Source organism: Paenibacillus chitinolyticus (assembly GCF_045038035.1).
In the GTDB taxonomy this organism is placed as follows: domain Bacteria; phylum Bacillota; class Bacilli; order Paenibacillales; family NBRC-103111; genus Paenibacillus_F; species Paenibacillus_F chitinolyticus_A.
Genome location: NZ_CP173427.1, coordinates 4,945,876 through 4,964,704, shown reverse-complemented (window position 1 = coordinate 4,964,704; position 18,829 = coordinate 4,945,876). Strand labels below are relative to the sequence as shown.

Genomic DNA, 18,829 nt, shown 5'->3' with positions numbered 1-18,829 from the left:
CGAAACAGATTGCAGGAATGGACGGGATGAACATGCAAAATACACTGCTGCTTGTGGAAGACGATACGGAAATCAGCGATATGGTAAGCGATTATTTGACGAAGGAAGGGTTCGTTGTCGTGCGCGCCTACGACGGGGAAGAAGCGGTCCGCAAGTTTGCCGGTCAGCCGTTCGATCTGATTCTGCTGGATCTGATGCTGCCTAAACTGGGCGGCATGGACTTCCTGCAGAAGGTGCGGCAGACGAGCCTCGTCCCCGTCCTGATTACGTCCGCCAAGGACGGCGACGTCGATAAGGCGCTCGGTCTCGGTTTCGGCGCGGACGATTATATCGCCAAGCCGTTCTCCATGATCGAGCTGGCCGCCCGGATCAAAGCGGCGATCCGCAGGGCGACGCAGTATGCGGCGGCCGCGCCCGTGGAACGGACACCGGCCCCGCCCGAAGTGCTGCGCGTCCGCGAGCTGGTTATCGACCTCGAAAACTTTTCGGTAAGCAAAAACGGGGCGGAGCTGAAGCTGACATCCAAGGAGTTTCATATATTGAAACTGTTTGCCGTTCATCCCAAACGAGTTTTTACGAAAGCGCAAATTTACAGCTCGGTATGGGAAGACGACTATTACGGAGATGAAAATGTCATCAACGTCCATATGCGCAGACTGAGGGAAAAGATCGAAGACGATCCGTCGAATCCCGTTTACATCAAGACGCTGTGGGGAATCGGCTATAAACTGGGGGAATTCGGCGAATGACCGGGTGGACGGGATTGCTGCTCACCCTGCTTGCCGTTTCTCTCGTTCTTCACTTCGTTCAGTACAGAAGCAAAAAAAAGCGGGACGAAAGCCTCGTTTACATAACGGCCCGGTTAAACGAGATTTTAAGCGAAGGCGCCGCCCGGGGGAAATTGCTGCACGTGACGGACGACAAGCAGCTGATCGCTCTGCTGAACGGGCTAAACGGGCTTGTGGAAACCAATCAGCGGATGACGGCTACGTACAATAAAACCGAAGATTCGATGCGCAAAATGCTCGCGAACATTTCTCACGATCTCAAAACGCCCCTCACGGTCGTGTTCGGCTACATGGAAACGCTCATTCAAAATCCGTCCACACCGGCGGAGGAACGGGAACGGCTGCTGGACAAAGTCCATGCGAAGGCCCGGGAAGTCCTCGCTCTGATCAATCAGTTTTTCGATCTCGCCCGCCTGGAGTCCGGTGACCGGGACATCCCCCTGAACCGTATCCTGCTTAACGAAGTGTGCTCGCAGACGATCCTCGCTTTCTATGAACCGCTGACCTCCAAGGGGGTGGAGGTTGTAATCGCGATGCCGGAGACTCCGGTCTACGTGATGGGGAACGAAGAGGCGCTGGTGCGCATTTTGAACAACCTGATCTCCAACGCCTCCCAATACGGCAGCGACGGGAACACGCTGGGCCTCACTCTGCGCGAGGACGAGGAACATGCCTATGTCGAGGTGTGGGACCGGGGCAAGGGGATCAGCGAGTTTCACCAAGACCGGGTTTTCGAGCGCATGTATACGCTGGAGGATTCCCGCAACTCTCTTTATCAGGGAAGCGGTCTCGGGCTTACGATCACGAAACGGCTGGTGGAGAAGCTCGGCGGCGTTATCACGCTGACCAGCAAGCCTTACGTGAAAACGTCGTTCACCGTAAGACTCAAAAAAACAGCTTACGGAAGGACGTAAGATTTTTGTAAGAATCGAGTAATAAAAAAGAGAAAACCGGAAGCTAAACTAAGAATCAGAAAGAGGAGATACGAAAGGGGTCAATCCAATGGGCACATTGCTGAAAACGACGCGGCTGACGAAAGTGTTTGACGGCAAAGAAGTGATTTCGGACGTGGATATGACGATCCGGCAGGGAGAAATCTATGGGTTTCTCGGATTGAACGGAGCGGGCAAAACGACCGTGATGAAAATGATAACGAATCTGATTAAACCGACCGGCGGGGAAATTGAAATTTTCGGGGAGAAGCTGACGGAGAATTCTTACGAAATTTTGAAACGGATGGGCAGCATTATCGAATATCCGGTGTTCTACGACAGGCTGACCGCGCTGGAAAATCTGGAGCTCCACTGCGAATACATGGGCTTCTATAATAAAGCAGCCATCGGGGAGGCTCTGGACCTGGTCCAGCTGAAAAATATCGACCGCAAACCGGTCAAAGACTTCTCGCTCGGCATGAGGCAGCGGCTCGGTATCGCGCGGGCCATCACGACCCGTCCCGAACTGCTGCTGCTCGATGAGCCGATTAACGGACTGGATCCCGTCGGCATCAAGGAACTTAGAAATCTTTTCAAGATGCTGAGCAAGGAATACGGCATCACCCTGCTGATCTCCAGTCACATTTTGGGCGAAATCGAACAAATCGCCGATACGGTCGGCGTCATCAGTGAGGGCAAGCTGATCGAACAGGTGCCGATGGACGAGGTAAGAGGCAGACATACCGAATATATCGAAGTGGTTACGCCGGACCTTAACAAAGCGGTCTATGTGCTGGAAAGCAAGCTGGGTATGCACAACTACAAAGTCGTCGGCGATACAACGCTGCGCATTTACGAACGGGGAGTCTCGCAGGCGGAAATTTCCAAAGGTCTGCTTCTAAACGGAGTTGGAATCGAGGCCTTGAACAAGAAGGCAAGCTCGCTTGAAGATTATTTCCTGCAATCCATTCACGGAGGCGGCGTCCATGCTTAAATTGATGAAACTCGAGCTTAAAAAATATAAAATCGGCGGATACTTCCCGGGCATTCTGATCGCCAACGCCGTGATTCTGCTGCTTATCGGCGGTGTTCATGTGGCGGAACAGATAGACAACGTCATTGATGCTTACCAGAACTATAAGATGGCATTCGGTGTCATCACCGGGTTCGTCAAGATCACCTTCGTTATTTTTGCCTCCGTCATTCTTGCCAAGCTTGTGATCGGGGAGTATAATGCCAAAACGGTCAACATTCTGTTCACCTACCCGGTCCGCCGGAAAAAGATCATGGCAGCCAAGCTGCTGCTGGTCAGTCTCTGGACCTTCGTTACGGTTCTGTTCTCCGGCTTGTTTGTAACCGGCGTTTTTCTGCTGGCGGACGCTTGGCTGAATATAGTGCCCGAAACGTTAACCGCCCCAATGGTCGTGGATCACGTCCTGCGCATTCTGCTGAACGCCGTGTCGGCGGCAGGGGTTTGCCTGATTCCGCTTCTGTTCGGCATGATGAAGAAATCGGTTCCGGCGACGATTGTCTCCGCCGTCATTCTGGTGACCATCACCGATTCGAACAACATGGGGTTCTCGCTGAGTGCCGGATATATCCTTCCGCTTGTTTTTGCGGCCGCCGGTGTGCTGATCGCGTTCTGGTCCATCCGTAAAATAGAAACGTCCGACGTCCTTTAGATGGGCCCGTTTGGAAATAAAGGCAAAGTATTGAACCCTTCCTCCAAGATAGTGTATGATGATCCGGTGAGGAAGGGAGAATAGGAAAATGTTTACTTTAAAGGAAGAAAGCCTGAGAACGAAACGGATTTTATATGCGCTCATGGCAATTGTACTGGCCGTTTCCGCATTTACGGCGCTTTATTACGGGGACGCTTTTTTACTCGGTACCTACGAGAAAATGGACAATGACGACGTCAAATATATGTATGCGGCCAAGGTGCTTCTGGAGGAAGGGACGCTCGTTTACAAAAGCTATCCGAACCCGACCTTGTTCATTATGCCGGGCTTTCCCGTGATGCTGGCTTTTTTTATGTGGATCTTCGGGGATTACGAGAACACGGCGATCGCCGTCAGGCTCTTTCAATGTGTCCTGCAGGCGGCTTCCGTTTATCTGCTGTTCGTTATCGCCCGGCACATGTTCAATTCCCGGGTTGCGCTCGTCGCTTGTATCATCGCCGCTCTTTATCCGCCGAACTACTACACCAGCGGTGTAATCTTGTCGGAAGGGATTTTCCAGATCATCTTCCTGCTGATGATGTGCATGACCTTGTACGCGCTCCAGAAGCCGTCCGTCGGCAAATACATAGCAATCGGAGCTCTTCTGGCCCTTTGCGCTTATTTTAAGCCGCAATTTATTTTATTTCCGCTTATTATCGGCGTCACTTGGCTGATCCGGCGGGTCCCGTTCAAGAAAATGGTTCTGTACACGGCGACCATCGTTCTGACCGCCTGCCTGCTGTTAAGTCCCTGGTGGGTCCGGAACTATGTCCATTTCGGCAAGTTTATCCCGTTTACGGACTCGTCGGGTAATCCGATGCTGATGGGGGTGCTTCCGGGCGAGCCTTCTCCGGGATTTTTTAAAGAATATCCGCAATATTCGCCGGACGTCTACGACGACTCGACGGAGAAAGTCGGCCATATTATTTTATACAGCCTGAAAACGAAACCGTTTGAAACGCTCAAATGGTATTTGTTCGACAAAACGATTTTGGCTTTCGAGCAGACGTTCTACTGGCTGGACTTCTGGGGCATGTCTTACCATTTCGTTCTTGCTCTCCATATTATTTTGTGCGTGCTGGGAGTCGCGGGCTTTATAGCGGCCTTGATCAAGCGCAGGGGAGATATTCTCGTGGCGGCGTTAACGGTCGTGTATGTGATCGGGGTCCATATTCCGTTCGTCCAGTTCTCAAGATACATGTATCCGATCCTGTTTATCTTTACGATTTTTGCCGCCTACCTGATCGCGGTGCTGATTCAATCGCTGTCGTCCCGGAGGTCTTCTTCCGTCACACGGCTGTACCCGCAATAACGGCGTACGGCCTGACCCGTGCCCGAACGGAGATCCTTGAAATGGTTACGAAAGCGGAGAATGTTGTAACTTTAAAAGACTGCCTGAATTTGGTAGCATGGAATAGTCTTCCATTTGATCCAAATCAGGCGAAAGCGGCCGGACTTCTGGAAGGGAGTCCGGTCTTTTTTATTTGTTTTATACGTTAAAGGGACTGGAGAGTGACCGGTGCTATGAAAAAAGGGGCTAAAGCGGCCACGGCTGCGCTGTTGGCTTTCGGTTTATCGGGTGTCTGCGCTTCCGCATCTTACGGAGAAGGGAGCGCGTTCAAAGACGTTCCCGGCGATTTCTGGGGCAGGGAAGCAATCGAATGGGCGGTGGGCGATAAATTTGTCGACGGTTACCCGGACGGGACATTTAAGCCTGCCCAGGCGGTGGTGCAAAACGAGTTTCTGGCCATGCTGATCCGCGCTTACCGGCCGGCGGATTTCAAACCGGACCCGGGCAGTCCCGATTGGGCTTCGCCTTACGTGGACTATGCGAGCCGGCTGGGGTGGCCGGTCGTTCAAACGTCCGACATCGACAGGAACGCTTCCGCTCGGAAAGGACTGACGAGAGGCAGGGCGGCCCAGCTTCTCGCAAGCGCATCGGGCAGACATTACAGCGTGGACGATTCCATCCGCTATCTGCTGGATGTGGGGCTGGCCGAAGGCAAAGAAGCGCGTACCCCGGAAGGCTTCGGCAAAGACGATACGCTGAGCCGGGCCGAGGCCGTTACGTTCGTGCAGCGGCTTAAAGTAAACGAGAGCCGTCTGCGGCCCAGCCCCGGCAGTTTGGAGGTTTATGATTTGAGCAAGCTGAATACGGTGGCCTACGCCAACAAGACGTACGGATATTCGTTCAAACTTCCGGCGGAGTGGGAAGGCCAAATCGACATCGAAGAAGAAGGCACGTCCGTCCGGTTCATTCATCGCGCGAGCAAAGCCGCCGCCGGCGGCCTTCTCTTTTCGGTAAATGTGGGCCTCGAAGAGGATTACGAGCAGACCAACGAACTGATCCGCACCGTCTATCTGGGCGCCAAAGGGGACCGGCACGTATACATCTGCTATCCGTCGGATGTGCAGTACAGTCTGGAAGACGCCAAATTGAGCGCGGAGTATCACGATCTGTCCGACGGGATCAAGAGCTTGAAACCGACCTTCCAATGGAAGTAGGCAGGGGCACGGCTCCCATGCAGTCTCGGTCTTACAAGGCTGATTTTACACGGATAGATTTAACTCAATAAAAAAACAAAAGGACATTTCCCCGTCTTTAGACGGGGGAATGTCCTTTGCCGTTGTTTTAACATGGATAAAGAAGTTCAAATGATGTAAATCCGGTCGGTTCCGAGCCGTCATGTTTCAGCACAAGCCCGGAATCACTGTTCGATATGGCTCACATTGATTTTGTAAGCCGGCACGGAGCGGTCGCCCTGAAGAATCTTCGTCTCGCCGGTATAGGTGCCCGTAACGACCGCATTGCCGGGCTTCCAGGAGAACTTGCCGTTCAGCAGGACGTACAGGCCGTCCATCTCCGCCACGGCCATGCCGCTGCCGGTCCGGGTAATCGCCAGATGCAGGCGGACAACCGTTTCCGCCTGCTGCTGCGGAAGCTCGGACGGCTGGATGTCCTTCGCTTCGAGGGAAGGGTCCGGCAGCTGCTGCGGAACTTCCGCCAGCGCGTACTGCTTTCCCTGAAGCTTGTAGACCGCTTCGCCGCCGCCCGCCCCGGCGGGGTTGCTCACGAGGAGCACGCCCGCGCTCTGCAGCTTGTAGCCGTCGGCTTCCACGTCGAGCAGCACGTTCAGGCTGGAGGCGTCCACTTCGTAAGCGGTGTACCGGGCATTGCGGGTGCGGGACTGGCTCTCCAGCATCACGACCGGGAGCTTGCCCGCGCTCAGCCCGTCGGCGAAGGAGACGGCCTTGACGGCCGTTCCGCCGGCGATCTCGCCTTCCGTCGAGACGACCGAGCCGTCGGCCTGCAGGCGCGCGGTTACCAGCGTCCCGCGGTCGGTTACGCCGGCGGCGATCGCTTCGGAGCCCCAGAGCCCCTTGGCTCCGGCGGTCTGCACGAACCGGACGTTGTCCTTCGCCTTCGCCAGAAGGACGCCGGGCTCGGCCGCCATCCACCGGATCTCGGTCTGGCGGATTTCTTTGCCCGTATCCTCGTAGTCCCCGAGCACTTTGTACAGCGCGATCGCGTCCGCAAACTTGCCTGCGGCAGCAAGCTGCTCCGCTTTGGCCGTCTGCTTGCGCAAGGACGATTGAATAAAGGCATTCACTTTGGAGGAAGAGCCGGAGAGCTCTTTCAGATTCTGGAACGTTTTCGCATGAGTCAGAAATCCGGGGACGTCGCCTGCATCCAGCAGCCGGGTCAGCGTGCTCTGCACATAGGTTTCCGCTTTAGGGAGCACCCAGGCCGCCTCCACTTTGCGTTCCGAGTAGAACTGGCGGATCCGGACGATTTCCCCGAGCGCTTCTTCGAAAGAGTTCTGATTGAAAATCGTCTGGAGCCGGGTCGTATCATATTTTTGGAAAAGAGTGTTCAAATCTTTTCGTTTGGTTTTCTCGTCTTTATAGACGGAAGCCGGAAGCTGAAGCAGCAGAGACATGGCGGATTCGCCTTCCTGCGCCGAGGCGCCGTTTCCCTGCTGGAGCAAGGCCGTAAGCGACTTCTTCGCTCCCGCCAAGGCGGCGGCAAACTGCTCGTCCAGCTTGTAGGCGTCCGTCAGCTCGCCGAAGCGTTTTTTGGCGGATTCGTCTGCGGCGGCGACTTCCGCTTTCTTGGCCTGATAGGCCGCATAAGCCTGCAGCAGCCGGGCCTGTTCCTGCGAGCCCCCGTTGGTTACGGCGATTTCGGAAGCCAGCGAAGCGAACAGGCGCTTCAATTCGGTAACCGGGCGCAGGGCGGACAGGGCAGCGTCGATTTCGCCATTTCTATAATCGAAGGAAGTAATGTCCCGGGCCAGCATGTAGAGGTTCTCCGCTTCGACATCGCGGCCCGCGGCTTGTTCGGCGGCGGCCCGGGCGTACAGGTCGGCCTTGTGCCAGACACTGTATCCTTTGTATCCCGCCAGGCCCAGCATGAGGACCAGCAAGAGAACGGCTCCGTTTCTGTAACGGATGGACCGGTGGTACGTAGAACCTAGCATAACGTGGAGTCCTTTCATAGGAAGCCCTCGAATTCGGGATCGTCCCCGTATTTACGGGCGGCCGTTTCCAGTACTTTCTGCCGCAGCTCGGGAGCCCGGTCCGGGCTCTCTTTCACCAGCCGGCACAGCCGCAGGAACCGCTCGCGGGGCAGCTCGTCCACGAAATCGTAAAGGAGGGAAGCGTACTCGAATGCGTATTCCTTCACGCGCAGCGCGGCTGCGGCAACCAGGGCGAGCATCGCCTGCCCTTCCAGCATTCCGCCGATCTGGACGCGGTATTTCTGCACATAATCGAGGGTGTCGCGCTGTACCAGGCCCGGATTGACTTTGGCCGCTTCGTACAGGTAAGCGATGAAGCCGGGCTCGAACTCGTCGGGAATGAGCGTGCCCAGTTCCAGCTCCATATCGCTGCGCAGAATAAACCGGTTCAGGCAGTACACCTTGAGGTTGCGGATATGGCTGCCGGTAATGAGGGTTCCGATTTCCCTCAGTTTCTCGTAGGCGGACTTGAAATCCCCGTCCTCCATATCGGAAGCGGCGTCGTCGACGTCCAGCAGGATGCCTTTGCGGATCGCCCGGTTTTCGCCGAGCAGCAGCTTGCGCAGCGTGGCGTTCATCAGCGCCTCGGCGTATCTTCTGCGCAGGAGCGCGTAGACGGCGATGAGCAGAACGCCCGCTCCGGCCGCCAGGGCCATCTCCTGGAAAGTGCGGGCGAGATAGAAGGCGGCGCAGGCGATGGCGGCCAGAATGAGCGCATCTCTCTGGATATTGCGTCTAAGCACGGAAGAGATAATGTCCCCGATGGACAGAAATTTCCGCTCGGCTCCGCATGAGAGGCAGTTATCGTGCCAGAGCACGGAGTAAGTGCCGCAACGCGTGCACTGTTTTAATCGTTCATAAGTATGGACCGTTTGTCGGGCTTTGCGCAGCTCTACCGGAATTTTGCCGCTCACGAGGGATCACCTTCGTTCAGCTCGTTTATAAATTCCCGGTCGATGCTCTCGGAAGTCAGGGCCGCGCGTTTCGCGGAGGCCCACGTCAGCCAGCGGATCAGGACGAAGAGGACCAGTAGGGCAAGAACAATTATCGTCAGCATAGCTTTCTCCTATCGGACAATTTCATAAATTTGCCGGATTTTTAGGTTCCGGACCCCCGTAAAAGTGGAATTAGCTTCTTGAAAAAGTTAAGATGTGAATGAGATGTTCAAACATTCTACCACCTTTTACATTTTACTACAAAAGAAGCGCGGACGGCTCTCAACACCTGCCGACGTGCGTAAACTTACAAGCTTTGGAGGAAACGATCCCGTGATGAAATTACAACGATACGCTTATACGGCTCTGGCATTGCTGCTGCTTGTCATGGCGGTGCCGGGCGGAGTCTTCGCGGCGGATGTCGCAACCGATACGAAGATCGACGCCGTTCTCGCGGCGGACGTCAGCACTTCTATGAACGAAAGCGACGTCAATAAAGTCAGCTACGAAGCGATGAAAATGTTTGTGGACATGGCTTCCGTACAGGGAGACAAGATCGGCGTGGTCGCTTATACGGACCAGATTTTGAGAGAGAAAGCGCTGCTCAAGATCAATAATGCCGGCGACAAGAAAGATTTGAAAACCTTTATCGACCAGCTGACGCGCGGGCCGTATACAGACGTGGCGGTGGGACTGAGCGAAGCGGTGAAGGTGCTGGAATCCGGCGCGGAACAGGGCCATGTGCCTCTGATTGTGCTGCTGACGGACGGCAACAACTCTCTGAATCCCGGCAAATCGCAGGCGGATTCGGACAAAGTGCTCGGCGAAGCCGTGCAGAAAGCCAAAGACAAGGGCATCCCCGTCTACACCATCGGGCTGAACGCGGACGGCAAGCTGAACAAAGACAAGCTGGAGTCGGTTTCGAAGGAAACGGGCGGCAAGCTGTTCGTCACCAGCTCGGCGGAAGATCTGCCGAAAATTTTGAGCGAAATTTATGCGAGTCATTTGAAGCTGAAAGTCGTTCCGCTGAAGGGCTTTACGGCAAACGGCCAGTTTCAGGATGTCAAAGTGACGATCCCGAACGGAAGCGTCCTGGAAGCGAACATCTCCATTATGTCGGGCAAACCGGTGGAAGCCAAGCTGCTCGATCCCAAAGGCAAGGAGCAAAACATTCCGTCCGACAAAATCGTCTATACTTCGTCAAACGCCTATTCGCTGATCAAAATATTGAATCCCGCGCAGGGCGACTGGACGCTTAAGATAAAAGGGGTCCCGCAGGAAAAAATCGACATCAACCTCGTGTACAACTACGATGTGCAGGTCGTGCTGGACGCGCAGTTCCCCAAAACGGCTAAAGCCGGCGACAGCATCGCCGTCAAGGCTCACCTGGAGTCGGGAGGCCAGAAGGCGGCCGACGCCGAGCTGTACAAGAATGCCAAGGCTTCGCTGGTCGTCACCGACCTGGATACGAAGCAGGCGTCCGAAGCGCCTTTGACGCTTACGGACAAAGGCATCGAAGGCAGCTGGAAGGTTGCCGATTCCCACGCTTACGAAGTGAAGGTGAAGGTGGAAAGCGCCAACTTCACGCGTGAATCCGCACCCGCCTCCGTTTCCGCCAAAAGCGGCGGCGCCTCCTCTTCGGGAGAAGCGTCCGGCGATAAGGGCGTCAATTGGGTGAAAACCGGCTCGTGGATCGCCGGAGCGGTTGTCCTGCTGGCGGCCGCCTTGTTCGGACTCGCTTTCTGGAAGAAAGCGAACAAGGGCTTCTTCGGGCAACTGGTCGTGGAGATCAAGGACGAAGAGACCGGCGAGCGGACGAACCCGCAGTACAAGAAGCTCAGCGGCTTCAAGGGCAAGGTTCAGCTCCACCAGTTGCTCTCGCTTGCGCCGGAATTTGCGGAAACCAAAGGCATCGTCTTCAAGCCGGGCCCGAACGACACGCTTCTTCTGTTTAACGAGTCCGCTTGCACCATCGAGAAAGGCGGTCGGGTCTTCGATGCGTCGAAAGGCAAAGAGGTCAAGAAAAACGACCGCATCCGCGTGACGGTTCCGAACATCCAGAAGTCCGTTTCGCTGGAATATCTGAAATAAAAATCCCGCAATCAACCATGCTTAAAACCAATAAAAACATGCACTCATGGGGGGCCTTTTGATATGAAAGCAACAGTCAGGGAACATATCCAGCAGCTCGACGTCTCTCTCGGCGGCGGAATTATCAGCGATAAAATCCGCGTCGATACGATCGACAACCCGATGCTCGTCATCGGTCTCGGCGGTACGGGCATCGATGCGCTGCTGCGCTTGAAATACCAGATCAACCGGAGATTCAAGCTGCCGGAAGATCCTTTTACGAAGAAAAAGAAAGAAAAGCCGAACAACGTCGAATTTCTCGCGATTGAAACGAACGAGCACGACCGCAACAAGAAATACAAGGGCATCGGGCTCGATCCGCTGACGGAATTCGTGCTCCTGTCCAATGCCGAGATCGGCAGCGTGCTGCAGAACCGCAGCATCCTGGAGCCGTACATCAAGGAATGGCTGTCGCCGGAGCTGACGATCACCGACGGCATCAACGGCGCTTCGGGCGTCCGCCAGGCGGGCCGTCTGCTTCTGTTCACGAAGATCGTGCAGGTGGTGCAGACGCTGGAGCGCAAGATCAAAACCTTATCCATCGGCACGAACAAAAAGCTGATGGTGTTCATTCTGACCGGCCTGTCCGGCGGTACGGGAAGCGGCTGCTTCCTCGATATTTCGTACATTGTCCGGGGCATCCTGGAGCGCGATTACGGCTCCGCGGGCGTGGACAAGGTCAGCCTGCTCGGCTATCTGTTCACGCCGGACGTGAACCTGGCGAACAAGAGCCTGACCGAGCATTCGCGCGAGTATATCAAGAAGAACGGCTACGCGGCGCTCAAAGAACTCGACTACTGGATGAACGTCGACGAGCGTACGGAACGCTTCAAGCAGCAGTACGCGAATATCCTGACGGTCAATTCGCCGATGCCGCCTTTCAACCTGGCGCACCTCATTTCGGCGACCAATCTGGAAGGCAAGCTGCTGGAAAACGCGTACGACTACTGCATGAACGTAACGGCGGAGAACATCACCAACTTCATGGCTAGCGAGGACAAGCAGTCCGGCGAAGAATTTGCCATTCACGACTATATCAGCAACATCCGCACGAACATCAACCAGATGCCGAAGGCGTACGCCGCCAACTACCAGTACAACATTCTGGGGGCTTCTTCGGCGGTGCTGCCGATCGAGGAAATGACCACCTATCTGGCGTACAAAGTCTTCAAACGGATGGAAAAAATGTTCGACGCCGGCCCTTCGCAGGAAGAGGTCGAGAAGCTCGCGCACAAGCTGGGCCTCGATCCCGATTCGCTGCACCGCGAGTTCGACAAACGGGTGCCGGAGCCGATCCCGGGCTACCAGAACAGCGAGAGGCTCAGCTATTCGAACGTGATCAAGCAGCAGGTCGTGAACATCGACACCGAGCTGGAGCAGAGCTTCTTGTCCCGGGCGCGCGAAGAATACATCAAATCCCGCAAGCAGCTGCCGGGGCAGGTGAAGGAAGCCTTCTCCGAGCAGGTGACGAAAATATTCCGCAATCCGGAGCAGGGGCCGTTTTACGTGTCCCGGATTATTTTGCAGGACAAAGGTTTCTGTCTGCTGAAGCTCATCTCTTCCTATATCGAGTCGCTTAAGGAAAGCTTGTACCGTATTCCGCGGGACATCCAGGCGGCCGAGGAAAATTCCGAGCAGAAAATGACCGAAGCGCGCAGCGCGTTCATTTCCAAGGACCGGAAGAAAGACGCTTACATCGAAGCGAAAATCCAGGAATATCTTCTGCATGCCGATCGCGAGCGGATGGAGCAGATGATCGAGTTTTACGAAGATCTGTACAATCTGATCAACCAGGAAAACTCCCGCATTTATCTTGTATTTACGGAGCTTCTTTCCGAACTCAACAAAATTTTCGAGAAAAACGGCGACATCCTCACAAGAGGCGACGAGGAAATCGACCACAAAGGCAACCGCACGTACTACTGGAACGTGGTCAGCGTTCCCGACATCGCGAAGCTGATCGGCCAGGTGACGGAAGACCGCAACGCCGACGAGCTGATCCGTGATTTCACAAACGAGCTGCTGGAGAAGTCCAATCAGTGGATCAAGGAGCAGGAAGTCGATGTCATCGGCTCCGTTTCCGAGTTCCTGACGGATCACTTCGGCGAGCTGATTACGAAGTCGATGGAAGAGTATCTCGTCATCAAGTACGGCCACGAAGATTCCATCGAGAAGCTGGTGGAAGGCCGCATCGCGAGCCGCTTATACGAGGAAGCGAAGCCGGTTTTCCATCTGACGAACAGCTCGGGCCATTTCAACTTCCCGTCCTGGGGATTCGTATCGGTTCCGGTCCAGGCCCCGAACATTTTCAAGGGCATCCGGAACTTCCAGGACAACGCGATTGCGAATTCGCGCTTTACGATTAAAGAGAGCGAAGTGAAGAATCGGATTTTCTGGCTCAATACCCAGAACGGAATTCCGCTCTTCCTTTATACGCCGCTTAAGGTTTACGAAGAAAGCTACGAGAGAACCATTCTCGAGCCGGAAGGCATCGGCCGCCACCTCGTGCAGACGGACCGCGTGAACTGGACGTATCTGCCGTCTCCGATTCCCGAGAAATCCTGGGGCGAGACGTATGAGAACGGACGCGTCAAATCCTACAACGCGAGTGTCCGCAGCTTGTTCGACCGCGCCGCGGATTACCGCTCCGTCCGCCTGAAGGGCGAAGACAGCGGAACGATCAACCGTTACGAATGCGTGCTGACGAAGCCGTTCGATGTCGAAGCGTTCCTCTCGGCTTATAATCTCCAGCTGAATTCTCAGCGTCCGAACTTCGGCGAGCTGCAGCGCTGCGTCAACGATCTGAAGGCCCTTCTTCAGAAGGGTTTGGAGGCGGACCGCAGCAAAGATATCTTCGGCAGTATTAACGAAGAGCTGGCGAAGGAAAATCTCATCCGTTCTCCCGAACTGCTCAAGCAGGTAAGGGAAGAGGTGCGCAAGTACGACGGCATCGTCCGCAAAATCGGTGAACTGGAGCAGGCCCTCAGCGCCCACCAGGACGAGGAAAAATTCGTCGCGCAGTATATCGAAGCGATGTACACGTCGACGATTGCCAAGAAGGGCGCTCTGTATGTCTACGACCACGATGCGGACGAAGATCCTTGGGAGCCGTTCGTGAATCTCATGCAGACGAACAAATTCGTCGAATACGAGATTTACAGCAAAATGCGCGCCCTCGACGCCAAGCGGCTCAGCCTGCTGCAGCGCAAATCATCCAGACGCAGCCAGGAGATGATCGCTTCCGAAGATATCTCGGGACTGGTGGAGACGCTGCGCGGCATGGCGGCCTCTTATCAGGAGGCCAAATCGGCGCTCGATTACGACCGTTCCGAATATGCGGCCGGGGAAGACATGTACCAGTTCTACAAGCTGGTGGCGGGCAAAGTAAACGACATGGTGAAAAGCTTGAAGTAGCGCAGTGAAGATTAGGATCAAGCAGAGACAAAGCAGAGACAAAGCAGCGGAAATTTAGCCGGAAACATCACGTCAAAAGCAGCAGTAAAATTTGCGGGAAATACACTGCAATTATCGTGGAAGTTCCGCGATGTACTGTGAAGTGCGGCGAAGTGCCGTGAAGTGCCGTGAATTGCGGTGAAGTACTATGAAGTATCGTGAAATGCCTTGAAGCGCCGTGAGAGTTACCACAAGAGTTACCACAAAGTTACCATAAGAATTACCGTAAGAAATACTGTGAGAAATATGCAGATTTTCTCGGTTATTCCGCGGAAACAAAGGATGCAGGCGGGACGGCGTGTTCACACGAACCGTCCTTCTCTGCCATAACGCCTATGGATAGGAGTGAGGAAACCATGCGGGAGAAATTGGTGGCGTTCGCAAACGAATATGCCGCGGAAACGGACAGCACGGGTTTGGACGGAGATGAGCAGCGCAGCATTCACCATCCGCTCGTTTTTCTGTTCCTGGGCGATAAATCGGCGGAAGCTCTGCAGACGATGGCGGAAATCAACAACCGCAGTTGGAACAACAGCACGGGGGTTGTTTATCTCCATGTCGGAACCGAGCAGTCTCTTGAAGAGACCGGGAAGCAGCATGCGGAGCAGGAGAGCGGGACGCCGCGAGATTGGCGGCATGCCGATCCGCAGAATGCGGGGGAGCAGGCTCCGCAGGAACGGCGGATGACTGAACCGCCGGGAACGGGAGAGGGTTACAGGCAGGATGCCGCAGACTACCGCAGGCTGCATAGCACCGGGGCCGAAGAATTACGGACGGACCGGACCGATCCCGGCGGCCTGCAAGCCGCTAATATCTACACCTGGACGCTGCCTGTCCCGGGGAATAATCCGCGCTCGGCAAGGCCGGACCTCCACGACAGCTTCCGGTCCAACCGGGAAAAGCTGCTGGAGCTGAACGTTCTGCTGCGCAGAATGAACAGCCGGATTTCCGAATTCGGCAGGCTGTACTCGAATCTCCAAAGGCTGAACATCGCGGTCGTCACCAGGCTCGACGCCCCCTGCAACGTGCTGCTGCCGGAGTTGACCGCGCTGATGGAGACGATCTTCGGCGAGCATTTCCGCTCCGTGATCGTGGACCTGTACGGGCTGCTCGAAGAGAAGCAGGTCGGGGAAGAATTCGCTCTCCGCGCTTCCATGAGCTTCAGCTTCCTCAGAGAGCTGGACGTGCTGCAGAGCAGGGATTATACCTTCTCGAGCCCGCTTCAAGTGACGGGCGAAGGCATCACCCTTCCCGCTCAGCACGGCCCTTCCCCGCTTTTCGACACGGTCTATCTCTTGAGCGACAAGGATGAGCGGGGCATTTTTACCGAGAACGGCATGAAAGGCGGATACGAAACGATCAGCTCGCTGAATTTGCTGAAATACCGGCATATCAAAGCCGAGAACGAAGGCGATTCGTCCAAGGCGGGCACATACAACCACCAGCATTTCAAACAAAATATAGCGCCGCCCGGAGAAGAAGGCGTCGGCTACGTATCGGCCGGCTATTCCAGAGTGAGCCGTCCGAATCAGGCTATCGCCCTGACCGTCCTGTATCATCTGTACCGCCATGTGCGGGAGAAGATGGAGGAGAACGTCCAGGGCGGCGCCCGGCTCCTGCCCGATCTGATCTCCATGGAGCCCCAGTTGTGGGACCGTGAAGTCGAATCGGTCGTACCGGGACGCGAGCAGGCCGTGGAGGAGATGTACGGGCTTATGCACGACCCGGTTTCTTACGGGGAGCTGAAGTCGATGTCCTTGAAGGAGGCGGAGCTTGCGTTGTTTCAGGACAGCGCCCGCCGGTTTTTCGACATGAACGTCCGGCAGAGAGCGGAGGCGGTCTTCGCGGAACGCGGCTTCGCCAAGAGGCTGGAGCGCATCGTGAAGGAGCGCATTGTAGAGGACCCGGCTTACGGGTACTACGCTCTGAACGGCTGGCTTGCGGAGGAAGGCGCCGGGAGCCGGAGTCTGCCGGGCGAACTGAGGCAGCAGCTGAAGGACGCGGGGAACCGTGCCGAGCAGCTCCGGGGCGAGCTGGACAATTTTTACGGCGAACGCGTGGACCGGCAGCCGATAGGCAAAGGCTCGCTGTTCGGCTGGAAATCCGACAAGGCCTCGGTCAAGAATCTGATCCGCTGCCTGATGGATGAAGCCTACGGCCTACGACGCGACCTGCTCGTTCTGGAACTGAAGCAGAAGCTGATGACGGCCTACCTTGACAAGCTCGAGGAGCTGAGGGAACGGGCATCCGCGGCCGTCCGGCAGATGGACAGCCTGGAGAAGCTTCTGCGCGATACGAGCCGGAGCGGAATTACGGCGGCGAGCGACTATCTGGGCCGCAACATCAACGAGTATTACGAGCACGTGGTGAAGCAGATTTTGACGGAGATGGAAGGGCGCAGAGAGAGCCGGTTTTATTTCGACGAACGGTTCCTGGGGAACGTTTCCGTTGAAATCGACCGGGATGCCGGGCAGTGGCTTCGGAAGCTTATGGACACGGCCCGCCGGGACGTGCTCGTTCATCCTCTTTTCCATCAGACGTTCGAGGCGGAGCTGCTGGAGCGGGCGAATGTCGCCGCGAGCTACGACAACCGGGACGTGCTTTCGAAGGAAGACCTTTTCCGAGATCTTTATACGACGCTTGAAAACGAAGCCGCGATCCGGATCGATGTGTATCATTCCACCCACCGCAACCGTCACGAAGAAAAGTACTTTTTCGGCGATTCTCGGAGTGAATTTATCCAATATGCGTTTGCGGTTGACGGCGGAAGCCGGACGTACAAGCTTGGCTGCGTGCACGAGAAGAAACCGGGCGGGATCGAAAAGCTCCGGCTCATGGGCGGCTTCAGGCTGGAGGATCTGATGGTGTACCGGAACGGCAGGCGCTATTACGAGACGTACACGGAGAACGGCTATCGCTTTCACTGCATGGAACTGCCCGAAACAGGAACGGACGGCACGAAGCTTTCATAAGGACGGCTAGTTGACAGCACTCTGCTCGTAGGGCAATAAAGAAAAGAGGGGGAGACCTGTGAAACAGAGAAAATGGAATCCGCTGCTGACCTTATTCAGCGTAATCGGAGGATTCGTCGGGTTTATCGTCGGCGAGTTTATTTTGAGCCGCTGGGAAGGAATTTGGCATGAAACGGTGCTGATGGGAGTCTACTTCGGGCAGCTGGCCTTGTTTGTGGGCCTGTTCTGCCTCGTGGCGGAGATGATCTCGCCGCAGCTGAACGGAAAAAACTGGCGGCTGCGTTACGCGGGCGACGGGTGGAAGTTTCTCGTCCCGGCCACGCTCGTGATGCTGTTTATAGCGGGAGCGCTGTTTCAAGTCCTGTACGGCTTCCAGGTGCTCGGCACGAAGAAGGCACCGCAAAACTATGTGCTGGTCATCGACAAATCGGACAGCATGTCGCAGAACGATCCGCAGAAGCAGAGCCTTCAGGCGGCCAAGTCTCTGATCGGCCGAATGGACGGCAAAAACAGCGCGGCGGTGTTTACGTTTAATGAGGAAACGCAGCTGATCGCGCCGCTTACGAAGCTTGCCGGTTCCGGCAGGGAAGAAGTCCGCGGAAGACTGGACAAGATCGGGGAGCCGACGGGCCAGACGGATATCGGCCGGGCTTTGACGACAGTTATGGATCAGCTGAAGAAGGAAGGGGCGGCCGACGGCTCCTCTTCGGTTATCCTGATCTCGGACGGCTACAGCGATGTGAATACGACCGAGGTGCTGTCTCCGTTCGTTAAGGCGGGGATCAGCGTCCATACGGTCGGCATCGACGATTCGCAAGTGGAAGGCATCCAGCTGCTTCAGCGCATCGCCGAGCAGACGGGCGGCTCCTTCCACGACGTGAAGAGCGCGGACCGCATCACGGATGCGTTCGAGCAGATCTACACGGCCCAGCAGCCTTGGCATCTTGCGGGCGAGCGCCTCGGAGCCGCCGCTTCGGACGGGTTCCACGCATTCCTGCGGGTGGCGTTTATTCTGCTGATCGGTACGCTGATCGGCCTTTCGCTGGGCATTATTTTCGACAACCGCCATCTTGCGCTCAGCTTTGCCATCGGCGGTACGCTTGCGGGGCTTCTGGCCGGACTTGTGCTGGAAACCGGAATGCCCGGAACGAACATTCCGTTCTTTTACCGGGCGGTAGCGGACATCGTGCTTGCCTTCGTTTTATCGCTGGGGGCTCTGATTATCCCGGTTAGCACGAACGATTCCCATTCGGGTCTGCGCAAAAATTATCAGCGGGCCCGGCTCGAAGAGGGACGTTACGGCAGAAAAGACAGCTCGCCGGTCAGTAAGAAGTTCCGCTGAACGACCGGCGGTACATGGGGACGTCGCAGAAATCAG

The 18,829-nt window shown here is 55.8% G+C and carries 13 protein-coding genes; 10 read left to right on the top strand and 3 right to left on the bottom strand.

What is annotated here, in order from left to right:
• Positions 1-26 precede the first annotated feature (26 nt).
• The 6 genes from ACI48J_RS22385 (at position 27) to ACI48J_RS22360 (ending at position 5,946) form a co-directional block, all read left to right on the top strand.
• On the top strand, positions 27-749 hold the full coding sequence (locus ACI48J_RS22385; protein ID WP_405080308.1) for a response regulator transcription factor: 723 nt from the start codon (positions 27-29) through the stop codon (positions 747-749).
• Positions 746-1,702, top strand: a complete 957-nt coding sequence (locus ACI48J_RS22380; protein WP_405080307.1) for a sensor histidine kinase — start codon at positions 746-748, stop codon at positions 1,700-1,702. Before ACI48J_RS22385 ends, ACI48J_RS22380 begins: the two co-directional genes overlap by 4 nt.
• An 88-nt stretch (positions 1,703-1,790) precedes the next feature.
• The gene (locus ACI48J_RS22375) at positions 1,791-2,714 is read left to right on the top strand and encodes an ABC transporter ATP-binding protein (protein WP_405080306.1); all 924 of its coding nucleotides are present in this window, start codon (positions 1,791-1,793) and stop codon (positions 2,712-2,714) included.
• Complete coding sequence (locus ACI48J_RS22370; RefSeq protein WP_405080305.1) at positions 2,707-3,402, top strand: ABC transporter permease; 696 nt, start codon at positions 2,707-2,709, stop codon at positions 3,400-3,402. The genes ACI48J_RS22375 and ACI48J_RS22370 overlap by 8 nt, the downstream gene beginning before the upstream one ends.
• An 88-nt stretch (positions 3,403-3,490) precedes the next feature.
• A complete protein-coding gene (locus ACI48J_RS22365) occupies positions 3,491-4,753 on the top strand; it encodes an ArnT family glycosyltransferase (protein ID WP_405080304.1) in 1,263 nt (420 codons plus the stop codon).
• 212 nt (positions 4,754-4,965) lie between these two features.
• Positions 4,966-5,946 (top strand): S-layer homology domain-containing protein, encoded by a 981-nt coding sequence (locus tag ACI48J_RS22360; RefSeq protein WP_405080303.1) that lies wholly within the window; start codon positions 4,966-4,968, stop codon positions 5,944-5,946.
• A gap of 203 nt (positions 5,947-6,149) precedes the next feature.
• Here ACI48J_RS22360 and ACI48J_RS22355 read toward each other — a convergent pair whose 3' ends face one another.
• The 3 genes from ACI48J_RS22355 to ACI48J_RS22345 are packed head-to-tail and all read right to left on the bottom strand — an operon-like array spanning position 6,150 to position 9,018.
• Positions 6,150-7,922, bottom strand: coding sequence for a hypothetical protein (locus ACI48J_RS22355; RefSeq protein ID WP_405080302.1), 1,773 nt, complete (start codon positions 7,920-7,922; stop codon positions 6,150-6,152).
• Positions 7,923-7,936: 14 nt separating this feature from the next.
• On the bottom strand, positions 7,937-8,875 hold the full coding sequence (locus ACI48J_RS22350) for a hypothetical protein (RefSeq protein ID WP_405080301.1): 939 nt from the start codon (positions 8,873-8,875) through the stop codon (positions 7,937-7,939).
• Positions 8,872-9,018: a hypothetical protein gene (locus tag ACI48J_RS22345; protein ID WP_405080300.1), complete on the bottom strand. Its 147-nt coding sequence runs from the start codon at positions 9,016-9,018 to the stop codon at positions 8,872-8,874. Before ACI48J_RS22345 ends, ACI48J_RS22350 begins: the two co-directional genes overlap by 4 nt.
• Before the next feature lie 214 nt (positions 9,019-9,232).
• Here ACI48J_RS22345 and ACI48J_RS22340 point away from each other — a divergent pair, with 214 nt between their 5' ends.
• The 4 genes from ACI48J_RS22340 (at position 9,233) to ACI48J_RS22325 (ending at position 18,793) form a co-directional block, all read left to right on the top strand.
• Positions 9,233-10,987: a vWA domain-containing protein gene (locus tag ACI48J_RS22340; RefSeq protein ID WP_405080299.1), complete on the top strand. Its 1,755-nt coding sequence runs from the start codon at positions 9,233-9,235 to the stop codon at positions 10,985-10,987.
• A gap of 63 nt (positions 10,988-11,050) precedes the next feature.
• Positions 11,051-14,440 (top strand): tubulin-like doman-containing protein, encoded by a 3,390-nt coding sequence (locus ACI48J_RS22335; protein WP_326055354.1) that lies wholly within the window; start codon positions 11,051-11,053, stop codon positions 14,438-14,440.
• Between the two features lie 395 nt (positions 14,441-14,835).
• The gene (locus tag ACI48J_RS22330) at positions 14,836-17,451 is read left to right on the top strand and encodes a hypothetical protein (protein WP_405080298.1); all 2,616 of its coding nucleotides are present in this window, start codon (positions 14,836-14,838) and stop codon (positions 17,449-17,451) included.
• A 58-nt stretch (positions 17,452-17,509) separates the two neighbouring features.
• The gene (locus ACI48J_RS22325; protein WP_326055351.1) at positions 17,510-18,793 is read left to right on the top strand and encodes a vWA domain-containing protein; all 1,284 of its coding nucleotides are present in this window, start codon (positions 17,510-17,512) and stop codon (positions 18,791-18,793) included.
• Positions 18,794-18,829: the final 36 nt, after the last annotated feature.